Origin of the sequence: Curtobacterium sp. NPDC089185 (assembly GCF_040685235.1) — a bacterium.
In the GTDB taxonomy this organism is placed as follows: domain Bacteria; phylum Actinomycetota; class Actinomycetes; order Actinomycetales; family Microbacteriaceae; genus Curtobacterium; species Curtobacterium citri.
Window position 1 is genome coordinate 51868 of the sequence record NZ_JBFBHK010000003.1, and the last position, 14827, is coordinate 66694.

At 74.0% G+C, this 14827-nt stretch carries 11 protein-coding genes; 3 read left to right on the top strand and 8 right to left on the bottom strand.

Annotated elements, in window-relative coordinates:
• Nucleotides 1-69: 69 nt before the first annotated feature.
• The 3 genes from AB0N84_RS03805 to manA form a co-directional block, all read right to left on the bottom strand.
• Nucleotides 70-390 (bottom strand): WhiB family transcriptional regulator, encoded by a 321-nt coding sequence (locus AB0N84_RS03805; RefSeq protein ID WP_182046800.1) that lies wholly within the window; start codon nucleotides 388-390, stop codon nucleotides 70-72.
• A gap of 197 nt (nucleotides 391-587) precedes the next feature.
• Nucleotides 588-1550 (bottom strand): UDP-glucose 4-epimerase GalE, encoded by a 963-nt coding sequence (gene galE / locus AB0N84_RS03810; protein WP_363543830.1) that lies wholly within the window; start codon nucleotides 1548-1550, stop codon nucleotides 588-590.
• A gap of 54 nt (nucleotides 1551-1604) precedes the next feature.
• Entirely contained in the window at nucleotides 1605-2813 is a 1209-nt protein-coding gene (gene manA / locus AB0N84_RS03815; protein ID WP_363543832.1) for a mannose-6-phosphate isomerase, class I, read from the bottom strand.
• Nucleotides 2814-2889: 76 nt separating this feature from the next.
• On the opposite strand from manA, the gene AB0N84_RS03820 reads away from it, so the two are divergent.
• On the top strand, nucleotides 2890-4971 hold the full coding sequence (locus AB0N84_RS03820; RefSeq protein ID WP_363543834.1) for an acyltransferase family protein: 2082 nt from the start codon (nucleotides 2890-2892) through the stop codon (nucleotides 4969-4971).
• Nucleotides 4972-4990: 19 nt separating this feature from the next.
• Nucleotides 4991-6370, top strand: coding sequence for an O-antigen ligase family protein (locus tag AB0N84_RS03825; protein ID WP_363543836.1), 1380 nt, complete (start codon nucleotides 4991-4993; stop codon nucleotides 6368-6370).
• Here the strand turns inward: AB0N84_RS03825 and AB0N84_RS03830 are convergent.
• On the bottom strand, nucleotides 6333-7685 hold the full coding sequence (locus AB0N84_RS03830) for a hypothetical protein (RefSeq protein ID WP_363543838.1): 1353 nt from the start codon (nucleotides 7683-7685) through the stop codon (nucleotides 6333-6335). The two genes, AB0N84_RS03825 and AB0N84_RS03830, sit on opposite strands and share 38 nt — an antisense overlap.
• Before the next feature lie 87 nt (nucleotides 7686-7772).
• Between AB0N84_RS03830 and AB0N84_RS03835 the strand changes: the two genes are divergently transcribed.
• The gene (locus AB0N84_RS03835; RefSeq protein WP_363543840.1) at nucleotides 7773-9083 is read left to right on the top strand and encodes an exopolysaccharide production protein; all 1311 of its coding nucleotides are present in this window, start codon (nucleotides 7773-7775) and stop codon (nucleotides 9081-9083) included.
• Nucleotides 9084-9159: 76 nt separating this feature from the next.
• Here AB0N84_RS03835 and AB0N84_RS03840 read toward each other — a convergent pair whose 3' ends face one another.
• From AB0N84_RS03840 to AB0N84_RS03855, 4 genes are all read right to left on the bottom strand, one after another.
• On the bottom strand, nucleotides 9160-9912 hold the full coding sequence (locus AB0N84_RS03840; RefSeq protein WP_289457515.1) for a polyprenol monophosphomannose synthase: 753 nt from the start codon (nucleotides 9910-9912) through the stop codon (nucleotides 9160-9162).
• A 51-nt stretch (nucleotides 9913-9963) separates the two neighbouring features.
• The gene (locus tag AB0N84_RS03845; RefSeq protein WP_363543842.1) at nucleotides 9964-11328 is read right to left on the bottom strand and encodes a hypothetical protein; all 1365 of its coding nucleotides are present in this window, start codon (nucleotides 11326-11328) and stop codon (nucleotides 9964-9966) included.
• Between the two features lie 147 nt (nucleotides 11329-11475).
• Nucleotides 11476-13545 (bottom strand): hypothetical protein, encoded by a 2070-nt coding sequence (locus AB0N84_RS03850; RefSeq protein ID WP_363543844.1) that lies wholly within the window; start codon nucleotides 13543-13545, stop codon nucleotides 11476-11478.
• Nucleotides 13546-13776: 231 nt separating this feature from the next.
• Complete coding sequence (locus tag AB0N84_RS03855; RefSeq protein WP_182046789.1) at nucleotides 13777-14808, bottom strand: glycosyltransferase family 2 protein; 1032 nt, start codon at nucleotides 14806-14808, stop codon at nucleotides 13777-13779.
• Nucleotides 14809-14827 lie beyond the last annotated feature (19 nt).

The window sequence follows — 14827 nt, forward strand, 5'->3', positions numbered from 1 at the left end:
GCGTGCCGTGAACCTGTGGGACCCATCAACGCGAGGTGCCGGTCGGAGCCGGCACCTGCCTCCAGGCCGTCAGGCGCGGCGGCGGAGCTTGCGGCGTTCGCGCTCGGACAGCCCGCCCCAGATCCCGAAGCGCTCGTCGTTCTCGAGCGCGTACTCCAGGCACTGCGACCGGACCTCGCAGGACGTGCAGATCTTCTTCGCCTCGCGCGTCGAGCCGCCCTTCTCGGGGAAGAACGCCTCGGGGTCGGTCTGCGCGCACAGCGAGTCGACCTGCCACGCGAGCGGGTTCTCCTCGTCGGCCTCGGCGCGACGGACGCCGGGGACGCCGAGCGCCACCGGATCGACGTGCCAGTCCTCCGGCACGTCGGCGTGGAAGTCGGAACCGTTCACCCTGATCACCCCTGACATGTCGACGACGGCCTGCAACGACCGGAGCCGCTGCCTGTAATTACAGCGGTGTCATTCGCCGGAGTCAAGTCGCGGATCATAGAAGGCTCTGACCGTCGCGGCGTGTCATGTCCCCCGTACGGGCGTGTCGCAGCGGTTCTGTCCTGCCGACGGGGGACACGGCAGGCACCGGAACGGGGTCAGCCGACGCGGCGACGGGCCTCCCACGCGCTCGACACCATCTCGTCGAGCGTGTGCCGCATCGCCCACTCGAGGTCGCGGGCCGCGGCGTCGCCGGTGGCGACGATCCTGGCCGGGTCGCCCGGGCGACGCGGTGCGACCTCGGGCTCGAAGGCGATGCCGGTGCCGGCCGCCATCGCGTCCATGATCTGCCGCACGCTCACGCCGTCCCCGCTGCCGAGGTTGTAGGCGCGCTCGAGCTGCTCCCCCGCCTCGAGCTTCCGGGCCGCGACCGCGTGCGAGTGCGCGAGGTCGGCGACGTGGATGTAGTCCCGCACGCACGTGCCGTCCGGGGTGTCGTAGTCGGTGCCGTTGATGCGCGGCGTCCGGCCCGCGAGCAGCGCGTCGAACACCAGGGGGAACAGGTTGTGCGGGCTCGCGTCGTACAGGTCGGGCTCCCCCGAGCCCACGACGTTGAAGTAGCGCAGCGACGTCGTGGTGAAGCCCGCGGCGACCTCCATGTCGCGCAGGAGCCACTCGCCGATGAGCTTCGACTCGCCGTAGGGCGACTCCGGTGCCTTCGGGGTGTCCTCGACGACGACGTCGACGTCCGGCGTGCCGTAGACCGCGGCGCTCGAGGAGAACACGGCCTTGGTGGCGCCGTGCTCGGCCATGGCCCGGAGCAGGGTCGCGGTGCCGGTGACGTTCTGCTCGTACGTGTGCAGCGGACGCTCGACGGAGACGCCGGCGTACTTGAAGCCCGCGACGTGGACCACGCCGCTGACGGCGTGCTCGCGGAGCGTGGCGGCGACCAGGTCGCCGTCGAGGATCGTCCCCTCGACGAACGGCACGTCCTCCGGCACGAAGGCGCGGAAGCCGCTCGACAGGTCGTCGAACGCGACCGTGTCGATGCCGGCGGCGCGCAGGGCGCGGACGACGTGGGACCCGATGTACCCGGCACCGCCGGTGACCAGCCAACTCATGCTCGTCACGCTAGCGGACGGCGTGGCACCGTCCGGCCGCACGTCGGTGCGTGTTCACGCACCCGTCGCGATGAAGACCGTCGAGGTGACCCCGGCGGCGACGTCCGCCTCGACGGTGACGTCCCCCTCGTCCGGCGTGACGTAGCAGGACTCCCCCTGCCGGAGCAGCGTCGCCGACCGCGCACCCACCAGCGTCACGGCACCGGCGGTGCACACCGCGATCGACGGACCGGACAGCGGGGCGACCCCGCCCGTGCCGAGCCCGACCGGACGACCGTCGCCGGTGACGCGCACGAGGGCGAAGCCGACGCCCTCCGGCGCGAAGCGGTCGACCCCGGCGTCCAGGTGCTCCGGCACGAGGACCGGTGCCGGGTACGCCGTGAAGTCGAGCACGCGGAGCAGTTCGGGGACGTCGACGTGCTTCGCCGTCAGACCGCCGCGCAGCACGTTGTCGGACGGCGCCATCAGCTCGACGCCGAGACCGTCGAGGTAGGCGTGGACGTTCCCGGCGGGCAGGTACATCGCCTCGCCCGCGGCGAGCGTGACCCGGTGCACGAGCAGCGACACGACGATGCCGGGGTCGCCCGGGTACGCCTCGGCGAGGTCGACGACCGTCTGCACGTTCGGGGTGCGCTCGCCCTCGGGCAGGGCCGCCGCGAGGTCCGTCGCGGCCTGCACCACGGCGAGCGCCGAGGGGTCGGCCGTCTCCAGCCAGCGGACGGTGTCCTCGAGCCCGTGCGCCAGGTGCGCCAGCAGCGGGCCGAGCCGACCGCTCCCGGCGTCGAGCGCCTCGACCTCGACGGTGGTGTCGGCGACCGGGCGGAACCCGCTGAGTGCCTCGAAGCGCTCGCTCAGCGCCACGACGAGCTCGGGCTTCGGGAACGGGTCCTTGTAGTTGCGGGACGGGTCGTCGAGCGGGACGCCCGCTGCCTCCTCGCGCCGGAACCCCTCCTCGGCCTGCTCCGGCGTTGGGTGCGCCTGCAGCGAGAGCGGCGCGGCGGCGGCGAGGAGCTTCAGCAGGAACGGCAGACCGCTCCGGTCCGGGCCGAGGGCGACCTCGGGTTCCGCGTCGATCCAGTCGCGGAGCGTGTCCGCGCCACCGACCATCGCCGGGTTCACGACGACGCTCGGGCTGCCGGCGTGGGCGCCGAGCCAGAGCTCCGCCTGCGGCGCCCCCGTGACGGTCCGACCGAGCAGTTCGGGGATCGCGGTGACGGATCCCCACGCGTAGTCGCGAGGCGTGTTGGTGATGCCGAGGAACATGCCCCGAGCGTAGCGGCAGGGATGCGACATCCCACCGAGGGGACATCGACGATCCGCGATACGTAGACTCACCGCGATGTCCGATCCGCGCCGCTCCGAGTCGACCCGTTGGGACGTCCAGGGGTTGCGCGCGTTCGCCGTGCTGGCCGTCGTGCTGTACCACCTCTGGCCGAACCGGCTGCCCGGCGGGTTCGTCGGGGTCGACGTCTTCTTCGTCGTCTCCGGGTACCTCATCACCGGGCACCTCCTGCGCGAACAGCTCCGCTCCGGGCGCATCGCCCTCGGTGCGTTCTGGGCCCGGCGGGCGAAGCGTCTGCTGCCCGGCGCCTTCCTGACGCTCGCGGCGACCGGGGTCGCCGTGCTGCTCGTCGTGCCGAGCACGCTCTGGGGGCAGTACGGCCGCGAGCTCATCGCGGCGAGCGTGTACGTGCAGAACTGGCAGCTCGCCTCGGACTCGGTCGACTACCTCGCCTCGGACAACCAGCCGTCCCCCTTCCAGCACTTCTGGTCGCTGTCGGTCGAGGAGCAGTTCTACATCGCGCTCCCGGTCCTGCTCGTGGCCCTCGCCGCGCTGCTCCGGCGGGCCCGCACCCTCTCCCCCGTGACGACGGCTCGCGTGCTGCTCGGCGCGGTGGTGGTGCTGTCGCTGGTGTGGAGCATCGTCGAGACGCGGACCGCACCGGGGGTCGCCTACTTCTCGACCGCGACGCGGGCCTGGGAGTTCGCGCTGGGCGGGCTCGCGTCGACGGTCGCGCTGCCGCGGCCGGTCACGACCGTCGCGCGGTCGGTGCGGACGGGAGGCGCGTGGCTGGGTGTCGCGGGTCTGGTCGCGTCGCTCTGGGTCGTCACCCCGGCGACGCCGTTCCCGGGGTCCGCAGCGATCCTGCCGGTCACGTCCGCGGCACTGGTGGTCCTGCTCGGTGCGAGTTCCGGGCTGGAACGGCTCGGCCGCCTCGCACCGGTCGCCTTCGTCGGGCGCACCTCGTACGCCGTCTACCTCTGGCACTGGCCCGCGATCGTGCTGCTGCCGCTCGTGACCGGGCACGCACTCGGGACCCGCGACAAGGTGGCGGTCCTCGTCGGTGCCCTCCTCCTGGCCGCGGTGACGACCCGGTTCGTCGAGGAGCCGCTGCGGTTCTCGCGCAGGATGCGCACCCTGCGGCCGCGGCGGGTGGCGCTCCTCGGCGCGCTGGCGACGGTCGTCGTGGTGGGGATCGGTGCCGCCACGCTCGGCGCCCTGGAGGTCCAGCAGGTGCAGGCGGCCGCCTACCAGCGCTCCCTCGAACGCGGCGACGTGCCCTGCTTCGGCGCGGCCGCCCGCATCGGCTCGGCGGAGCCGTGCGCCGACCCCCGGCTGGCCGACGTCCGGGTGCCGGCGCCGGCGGCCGCCGGGACCGACGACGCGAACCTCCCGGCGTGCTGGTCGAACACGACGGCGGACTTCAACGTCTGCTCGTTCGGACCGCGGACGGGGGCGCGGGCGCACCTCGCGGCGATCGGTGACTCGCACAACAACGCCCTGATCAGCGCCTACCGGGCGATCGCGGAGCGCAACCACTGGCGGATCGACGTCGCCGGCCACGTCGGCTGCTACCTGACGACCGCACAGCAGCAGGCACCCTCGGTCGCCTACACCGAGGCGTGCGAGGGCTGGAAGCGCGCCGCGATCGCCTGGATCGGGGACCACCCGGACCTCGATGCGCTCGTCGTCACCCACGCCGCGACGAAGAGCCCGGTGATCGTGCCGGAGGGGTCGACGAACGAGCAGACGGTCGTCGACGGGCTCGTGGGCGCGTGGCGCACCGCCGTCGACGCGGGCGTCCCCGTGATCGCGATCCGGGACAACCCGGTGACCGGTGCCGGCACCCTGGACTGCCTCGCGCGGATGAGCGGTCCGACCACCGACGCCTGCGACACCCCGCGCTCGGTGGCGACCGCGCCGTACGACGGGACCGAGGACGCGGTCCGCGCGGTCGGCGACCGGGCCCGCGCGATCGACCTGACCGACTCCTACTGCACGGCCACGACCTGCCCGGCGGTGGTCGGCGGCGTGGTGGTGCACCGCGACCCGACGCACGTCACCGGGACCTTCGCGCGGACGCTGGCCCCGTACCTCGGCGCGGACCTGGAACGCGCGCTCGCCTCGCTCGCACGGTGACCGGCACTAGCCTGTCACCGTGACGAACACCTGGCCCGTGGCGCGTGGCTCCGTGCCGGAGCGCGAGGCCTCCGCGCTCGCGACCGCCGTCCTGCTCGTCCTCTTCGCCGGGGACGCCCTGCCGAACACCCTGACCTGGTACGGCGCAGCGGTGGTCTGGGCGGCGCTCGGGTGCTGGGGCGTCTCGGTCGTGGTCCGCGCCCGCCCGAGTGCGGCGCGCACACCGCTCGCGCTCTGGTTCTTCCTCGCGTGGTGCCTGGTCTCCGTCGCGTGGTCGCACTGGCGCCCCGCCACCCTCGCGAGCGCCGTGGTCCAGGTCCTGTGCGCGGTCGTCGCCTTCGCGATCGCGTCGACGCTGACCTGGCGCCGCATCCTCGACGCGGCGAGCACCGCGTTCCGGTCGGTGCTCGCGCTCTCGCTCCTCTTCGAGGCGGTCGTCGCCGTCGTCGTCCGGCACCCGATCGCGCCGATCTGGACCGACTACGGCGACCGGGAGATCCCGGACGCCTTCTACTTCTCCCGTGCCGAGCTGCTCACCGGCGGGCGCATCCAGGGCCTGCCCGGCAACGCGAACCTGCTCGCGATGGTGGCGCTCCTCGCGGCGATCGCGGTCGCCGTGCAGCTCGCCGAGGGACGGATCCGCCGGAGTCGGGCGATCGGGTGGCTCGCCGTCGCCGCCCTCGTCCTCGCGCTCACCCGGTCGTCCACCGTGCTCGTCGCCGCGGTGGTCGTCGTCGTCGTGCTCGCGCTCGCGCTGTGGATCCGCCGGACCCCGACCGAGCGGCGGACACCCCGGTACCTGCTCGTCCTCGCCGCGGCCGTGGTGGCCGCGGTCGCCGCGGTCGCCCTGCGCGGGCCGATCACCGCGCTGCTCGGGAAGAGCCCCGACCTCACCGGCCGCGGTGAGATCTGGGCCGGCGTCGTCGGCCTCGCACAGCAGCACCCCGTGCTCGGGTGGGGCTGGATCGGCTACTGGTGGCCGGACATCCCCGTGCTCGCGGAGCTCGCACCGCGGAACGGCGTCACGTACCTGCAGGCCCACGACGCCTACCTGGACGCCTGGATGCAGACCGGCATCGTCGGGCTCGTGCTCTTCGTCGTCTACGTCCTCACGACGCTGCTGCGCTCCTGGGCGGGCGCGACCCGGGTCCGCTTCGGTCCGGACCTGCGGCCGCGTGGGTTCGACGCGGTGTCGCTGTTCCCGCTGCTCGTGGTGGCGGCGCTGCTCGTGCAGTCCGTGGCGGAGTCACGGCTGCTCTACCAGGGCAACTGGCTGCTCTTCGCGCTCATCGCGGTGAAGTCGCGCATCGTGCTCGTCGGCGAGGAGCCGGAGAGCGTCGGCGACGGCCCCCGCACGCCGGTCACCGCCCGGGCGTTCCGGACGACCCGCGCCCGCTGAGGACGAGCCAGCACGGCACGGCGGCGTCCCACGGCTGCGCGAGGACGTCGAGCACGAGGTCCGGCTCCGCACGGCACAGGCCGACCCGCGCGGACACCTGCGGCTCCCACTCGGGGCCGCCGGCACGCACGGAGGCCGCGGGCGCGACGTTCCCGACCGCGGCGGCCACGACGGCGGTGACCACGCACCATCCGACGGCCGCGCCGACGAGTCGACCCGCGCCTCCCGTCCGCTGCACGAGCACCGCGGCAGCCAGCACCGCGGACGACACGAGGAGCACGGCGGACGCCGCCGCGTAGCGCGACGGCGTCTGGGACTGGAGGCCCGCGACGTCCAGGTCCGTCCAGTGGCCGTCGGCGGAGGCGTTGGCGACCAGCGCCGCCGTCCAGACGACCACCGAGCCCAGTCCGAGGGCGACCACCAGCGCGCGTGCACGCCAGCTGCCCACGAGCACGGCCGCGGTGCCCACGAGGACGAGCGCGACCGTCGGAGCGACCAGGACCACCCAGCCGTGCGCGACGACCGCGTGCCCGACCACCCCGAGCCGACGGTCCCAGGACCCCGCGAGGGGCTGCAGGAGGTAGCCGACGACGACGTCCGCGACCGCGGGCCCGCCCGGGCGCGACTCGCGGACCGAGGTCGTCGCCGTCAGGACCTGCGCGGCACCGGCGGCGACCGTGGCGACCGTGACCGGGAGCGCTCGCAGCACGGACCAGCCCGGCGAGCCGGGTGCCCGCCACCAGGCGAGGACGAGGAGCGGGGTGAAGAGGAGTGCCTGGGGCTCGGTGAGGACCACCGCCGTCGCCACCACCGCGACGACGACCGCGGACCACCAGGAGCGGGCGCGGTGCGCGAGCAGCCAGGGAGCGAGGACCAGGGCGAACCAGTGCAGGTTCGCCGCGTTGCCGCTCACCTCGTACGGCACCACCGGCACGACGACCGGGACCGCGGCGAGCACGATCCGCAGCGGCCACGCCGGCACCACGGCACGTGCGAGCACGAAGACCCCGGCGGCGACGAGCCCGACCGCCGCGCAGCTGAGCGCCGAGACCGTCAGTGCGTACTGCTCGACGGGACGGCTGACGGCGACGTCCACCACGAGCCGCGGGACCACGTGGAGGTACCCCGCGTACGGGCGGAGGAGCGTGTCCTCGAAGCCGTACTGCAGCCGTTCGCGCAGGAAGACGCCGGCGTCCTCGGCCCACGCGGTGCCGCGTGCGACCGGGCCGAGCCGGTACCAGGCGAGGGTGGCCGCGAGGACGGCGACGACCAGCGCGGCGGCTGCCCGCGACCCGGTCGAACGCAGCGCCCTCATCGCCGACGACGATATCGCGCTGCGCGATCACGCCCGCGGGCACACGCCGCGCAGCGCCCGCCGGGCCGCATGCGCAAGGATGGGTGGGTGACGGACGGACGGGTGACACGCGGAGCACTCGCGCGCCGCTACCTGTCCGCCTGGATCGGCTTCTCGGCCGGTGGCCGGTTCAGCCAGGCCCTCGCGACCGTGATCGTCCTGTTCGCCTTCGGGCAGCCCGCCGTGCACGACGTCGTCGGGACGGCCGGCACCTGGTCGGTGCTCGTGACGCTCGTCGTGCTCGCCGGCCTGAGCCTGCTCGGCCAGCGGTACCGGATCGAGTGGCACGGCGTGCTCCCGCTCTCCCTGCTCGCCTTCGTGGGGTTCTGCGGGCTGAGCGTGCTGTGGAGCCAGTACTCGTGGGTCGCCCTCCGCGGCTTCACCGAGACGGTGTGCTTCGTCGGCCTCGGGCTGTACCTGGCGCTCGGACGCGACCTGGTGCAGGTCATCCGGGCGTCCGGCGACGCCTTCCGGATCCTGCTCGTGGTCGCCCTCGGGCTCGAGGTCCTGTCCGGTCTCGTGCTCGACGTCCCGTTCCCCGGCTTCGGCATCCGCGGTGACATCGCCTACGGCGGCCCGATCCAGGGCATCGGCGGCACCCGCAACTTCATGGGCTTCGTCGCGGCGACGGCGCTCGTCACCTTCGTGGTCGAGTTCCTCACCCGCTCCGTGACGACGTGGCGCGCCCTCGCGTCGACCACGCTCGCGGTCATCGCCCTGATGCTCGTGCAGTCCCCCATCACCGGGCTCGCGATGATCGCCCTCGCCGTCACCGCCCTCGCGCTCTGGGCGCTGCGGCACGCGAGACCGACGACCAGACCGGTCGTGAACACCGTGCTCGGCGGCACGGTGCTCGCCATGCTCGTGCTCGCGGTGCTGGCGCGGCAGCGGATCCTCGCCGAGATCGGTGCCGCCGGCGGCACCCGGACGCGCATCGACCTGTGGACGCAGATCCGGGTGCTCGCGGAGCAGTTCCCGATGCAGGGCTGGGGCTGGGTGGGCACGTGGCCGTCCGAACCCGTGGTGCCGTTCGTGGCCTTCGTCGACCCGTCGGGGGTCCGCTACACGTCGGGCCTCAACGCCTTCGTCGACGCGTCGCTGCAGATCGGACTCGCCGGGACCCTGGTGCTGGCCTTCGCGGCCCTCCTGGCGTTCGCGCGGGCCTGGGTCACCGCCACGACCTTCCCCGGGGTCGCGTACGTGTGGCCGGCCGCGCTCCTGGTGCTGCTCGGGGTGACGAGCACGGCCGAGAGCTACCTGCTGCACGGGGCCGGGCTGATGGTGTTCACCGCCGTCCTCGTGATCGCGGCCCGCCGGCGGTCCTGGCGTCGGCACCTGCCCCGCGTCGACCACGGCTGACCGGGCACGGCTGACCGGGCGCGGCTGACCGGGCGCGGACCGGACGGTACCGCCCGACCGCGCCGGTCGCGCTCCGTCAGCGCCGGCGGCCGAACCGGCGCTGCAGCCCCCACTGCGTGGTGCGCAGCATCGCCTCGACCACGATGGCCTGGCTCATCTTCGAGACGCCGCGGACGCGGTCCCGGAAGCGGATCGGCACCTCGACGATGCGGCCGCCGAGGTCGTGCACGCGCAGGGTCATGTCGACCTGGAAGCAGTAGCCCTTCGAGTCGACGGCGTCGAGGTCCATGCGGGCGATCGCGTCCGCCCGGTAGACGCGGAAACCGGCCGTGATGTCGCGCACGTCGAGTCCGAGCACGATGCGGGCGTAGGCGTTCCCGCCGCGGCTGAGGACCTCGCGGTGCTTCGGCCAGTCGACGACCGAGCCGCCGGCGGTCCACCGCGACCCGATCGCGAGCAGCACGTCGTCCGCGGGGTCCGCCGAGGCGACGGCGTCGATGAGCGCCGGGAGCCGGTCGGCGGGGTGCGAGCCGTCGGCGTCCATCTCGACGAGCAGGTCGTACCCGCGCTCGAGGCCCCAGCGGAACCCGGCGACGTAGGCGGTGCCGAGCCCGAGCTTGCCCGTGCGGCGGAGCAGGTGGACCCGGTCGTCCTCGGACCCCATCGCCTCGACGATGTCGCCGGTGCCGTCCGGGCTGCCGTCGTCGACCACGAGCACGTCGGCACCGGGCACCTCGGCGAGCACGCGGCCCACGATCTCCTGGACGTTCTCGGCCTCGTCGTAGGTGGGGATGACGACGAGCGGGCGAGGCGTGGACGGGTCAGGCATGGTTCTCCGAGTGGTGCGGGGGCGGTACGGGGGCGCTGGCGCCCGGGGCGGTCAGGGCTGGTGCTCCGGGAAGGCGTCGGTGCGGATCGTGGTGCACCGCAGGGTGACGCCCCACCCGGTCGGCGCCTGCTGCAACCGGGTGTCCTGGACTCCCCCGTCGCACTGCTGCCGACCGTCGCGCACCGCACTGGTCCACGTCGGTGCACCCGACCGTGCCACATCGTACGGGGTCGCGCGCCAGCCGAGGAACGCGACCCACCCGACGAGCACGAGCACGGCGACGACCACCAGCGGTCGACGCCCGGTCCGGAGCAGCCGGTCGGCGGCCAGGACGACGAGCGCGACCAGGAACATCGAGGACGCGGCCGCGTAGCGCAGGTAGCCCGTCCGCCCGAGTGCACCGAGCCCGTCCTCGGAGAAGTCGATGAGCGGCGTCGGGTTGAGGAGGACCCCGGCGGCCCAGGCCAGCGGTGAGGCGACCAGGAGCGTGATCGCGAGCGTCCGGAGCGGTCCGAGACCGTCGCCCCGGCGCCAGCGCCCGACGAGCACGACGGCCGTCGCGGCGACGAAGCCCACGGCCAGGAGCGCCGGGAGGACCAGCCCGTACTCGCCGAGGCGGTCCGCGGCGGACGACGCCTTCGGGTAGAGGACGCTGAGCACCGGCTCGACGAACCAGCCGGTGACGACGTCGCCGAGGCCCTGCTGGAACGGCGGCCGCACGCGCGGCGACGACAGCACGGAGGCGAACTGGAGCGCGAGTCCGACCAGGAGGCCGCCGGCCACCGGCCACGCGCGACGGTGCCGCACGGTCAGCAGCACGAGCGGCAGGAAGTACACCGACTGGATCTCGCTGAGGGCGACGACGAGCGCGACGACCCCAGGCGTGACGGCGCCGGCCCAGGTGCGTGGGCGGACGAGCAGCACCACCGGGACGAGGAAGAGCAGGAAGGAGTGGAGGTTCGCCGTGTTGCCCAGGACCTCGAACGCGACCACCGGGGTCAGCACGGGAACGAGCGCGAACAGCGACCGCGTCACGGGGTGCGGCAGGACCGCACCGGAGAACGCCACGGTCGCCGCCGCGACGAGCCCGACGACGATGCAGCAGAGCGCCGTCACGGCCCGGGCGTAGTCGGCCACGGGCAGCGCGGTCGCGACGTCGGTGAGCAGCCGCGGCACGAGGTGCTGGTAGCCGTCGTAGGGGTGCACGAGCGACGCGAGCGGCCCGAGCTGCAGTCGCTGCTGGAGGAACAGCGCGGAGTCCTCGGCCCAGAGCGTGTCCCGTGCACCCGCCGGCAGGCGGAGCCAGGCGACCACGGCGGCCACGACGCCGACGAGGACCGGCAACGAGCGGCTCGCCCACCGGGGAACGGCGACGGTCCTCGTCGTCGGTGCGGGGACGGCGCTGGCGGTGCTCACGTCGGACATCATGGCGGACGGCGGTGCGGTTCCGCCCGAGGACGAGCCGCTGGTCCTCTCAGCAACGGACGCGTCAGCAACGGACGGGGCCGCCGGCGCCGTCGGTCCCCCGACGACCCGACGGCCCCGACCGACCCGGTGCCGGCCCTACGGGACCGTGACCGTCCGGCAGCCGAGCGTGGTGTTGGCCCCGCCGTTCGCGTCGATGGCGTACACGCACACGTCGTGCTTCCCCGACGCGGCCGCGACGGTCCCGCTGAACCCGCGGTTCCGCCCGGCGGCCGGGTACGCCTTGGCCACGTCCGCACGCAGCCCGTTCGCCTGGAGGCGCGCACCCCGCCCGTCGACGTAGACGTCGACGGGGACCACCGCGGTGGTGTCGGCGTCCCACGCCCACCCGCGCACCGCGACGCCGCCGCTCGTCGCGGTCACGGCGTCGAGCCCACCGCGCGGCGCGTTGCCGACCTGCACGGTGTCGCAGCGGAAGGTCGGGTTCGACCCGCCGGCCGAGTCGATGCCGTAGACGCACACCTGGTGCGGTCCCGGCGCCGCCGTGGCGGTCAGCGAGAACCCGTGCGCGGCGCCGTAGGCGGGGAAGATCCGGCCGATGTCCGAGCGGGTCTGGTTCGCGACGAGCCGCCGGCCGGCACCGTCGATGTACACGTGCACGTCGATCGGGTTCGTGGTCTTGCCGTCGATCGCCCAGCCGCTCACGGTGATGCCCGTCGCGGTGCCCGTGAACGTGTCGAGCCCGCCGTCCGGCCGCGCCGCGGGGACGCGCACCGATGCGGTGGCGCCGAGCTGCTTGTCGATCCCCTTGCCGGTGTTGACGCCGGTGACGGTCACGTCCTGGGTGCCGTCGACACCGGGGACGACGGCGTCGAAGCCGTGTCCGGACCCGGCTGCCGGGTACACCCGACCGACGTCCGAGCGGACCTTGTCGGCGCGGAGCGTGGTGGTCTTCCCACCGGCGACCACGCGGACCGAGATCGCCGGCTTCTGCTGGTCGGCGTCGATCGCCCAGCCGCGGACCCGGATCCCGCCGGGGACGGCCTGCGCGGAGTCGACGCGACCGAACGGCGACGCGGAGACGACCGTGACGGTCTTGCACCCGAGGGTCGTGTTGCGCGCGCCGTCGACCGAGACGGCGTACACGCACACCTTGTGGCTGCCGGGGGCGGCCGGCACGTCGGCCGAGTACCCGTGGGCGCTGCCGGCCCCGGGGTGTGCACGGCCCACGTCCGAGCGGGTCTGGTTCGCCACGACCTTCTTGGCGGCCGAGTCGACGTAGACGTGCACGCTCGAGGACGACCCGGGGGCCGTCGGGTCGATCGTCCACCCGCGGACCGTGACGACGTCGCCACCGCCGACGACCGCGTCGAGCGCGCCGATCGGCTTGGCGGACGCCGTGGGCGAGCCGAACCAGTCGCTGTACATGCGCCAGAAGTTGCGGTTGCCGTAGGCCGAGCAGCCGTCACCGGTGCCGTAGAGGTTGTTCAGCGCGGCGGTGTTCGGCGTGTACGGCGTGTAGTAGTACAGGGCCGCGGTCGCCTTGTTCTGCACGGCGACGCCCTTGGTGCCGCACGAGGTCGGCACGTTGTACTGGATCTGCCGGGTGCCACCGGGCGCGAACCAGGTGAAGTAGTTGCTCGTGCCCGAGGGGTTGCCGTAGCGCTTCCACTGCCACGCAGCCCAGTACACCTGGTTGCCCACGCCCGCGTAGGCCGGGTCGCAGCGGCCCTGCGCGTTGTCCGGGCAGGCGTAGCCCATCGCCCGCTCGAGCACGGCGGCGGAGGGGCCGCGCGAGGTCACGAGCGCCTGCTCCTTCTGCAGCGTGACGAGGATCACCTTCGGGCTGATCGAGCACGCCCGACCGACCCGCGTGATGATGTCGGCCGCCGAGAGCGAGGAGCCACCGGTGAGCGCACCGCACATGGCGTCGGCGCCGTGGCTGTTCAGCGAGTAGCGCCCGTTGCGGAGGCAGCCGCTGTTCGTGCACGAGCCGACCTGGCCGTTGAGGAACGACTGCACCTGCGACGCCGACATGGAGTCGCCGTCGTAGAAGTTCGCGTCGGAGATGATGTTGCCGGCCTGGAACGACGACCCGCTGAGCGCGTCGGCGCGCTCCTGGGAGGACGTCGGGCCGGCGAGCTGCACGGCGACGAGCACGCTCGCGAGCATGAGCACGCTCGCGAACGCGGCGATGACCTTCTTCACGTCGGGGGCCTTCCTGCGGGGCGACGACGGGTGACGGGAGGTACACGGGTTCGGGAAGCGGATCGGCCGACCCTGGAACGGCCTGATCCACACGTGTCGCATCAGGTTACATCGGTCACAGCGATCACACAGCCCCCATCTGTCCCCCCGTCCGGGAGGCGCGCGGCGCGTCCGTCGGGCGGGCTGCGGTGACCGAGCGGGCCGCTCTCCGGGCGGCGGCTGCGCGGTCCGTCAGCCCCCGTCGACCAGCAGGGCCTCGACCGCGCGACGCGCGGAGCCGTCGACACCGTCGCGCCGACGGGCGCGACGGGCGTGGCGGACGATCCCCGGTGCCTCCCGGACGAACCGCAACCACTGCCCGGTCGTCAGCTGCGCCCCCGCGGGGCGCAGGACGTCGCGCACCAGTCGGGCGAGCGTGCGGAGCACGACGCGCCCGACGAGCGCGGGCGACCCGTTCCGCAGCACCACCGCGAGGCGGTTCCGCATGCTCTGGTACCGCACCAGGGGCGAGTCGCTCCCCGAGCTGGCCGCGTGGCGGTGCGTCGCGACCGCGTCGGGGGCGTGCCGGACCTCGTACCCGGCGAGGCGGAGCCGCCACGCGACGTCGAGGTCCTCGTAGTACATGAAGAGGGACTCGTCGAACCCGCCGACGGCCTCGAGCGCGGCACGCCGGAGGAACACCGCACCGCCGGAGAAGCCGAACAGCGGCGCCGTCTCCGGCGCGTCCTGCAACGGGCGCAGCCAGTCGCGGTCGCGGCCGTTCCCGGAGCGGTCGAGCACCACGCCGGTGCCGTTGACCAGCGTCCGGCCCGCCGGCGTCCGACGCCACCGGCCGCCGTGCGGCGCCACGAGGTCGTCCGGCTCCGGGTCCGTGCCGGTCGGGACCGGGGCGAATCCGCCCTCGAGCACCACCGTCGCGGCGACCGCGGCGACGCGCTCCCCGCCGGCCCGGAGCGCGGCGAGTCCGCGGTCGAGGAACCCGTGGTCGGCGACGGCGTCGTTGTTGAGGAGCACGACGACGTCCCCGGTCGCCGCCGCGAGGCCGCGGGACACCCCGCCGGCGAACCCGGCGTTCGTGCGCTCCGGCACCACCACGACCGACGGCAGGTCGGCCCGGTAGGCCGCCACCGTGTCGTCGTCCGCCTCGTTGACGACCAGCACGAGCTCGACGGCCGCCTCGACGCGCTGCGACAGGACGGACGCGACGGCCCGACGGGTGAGCTCCGGCTGGTGCCAGTCGACGATGATCACGGAGACGTCCACGGCCCCAGTGTCGCAGGCG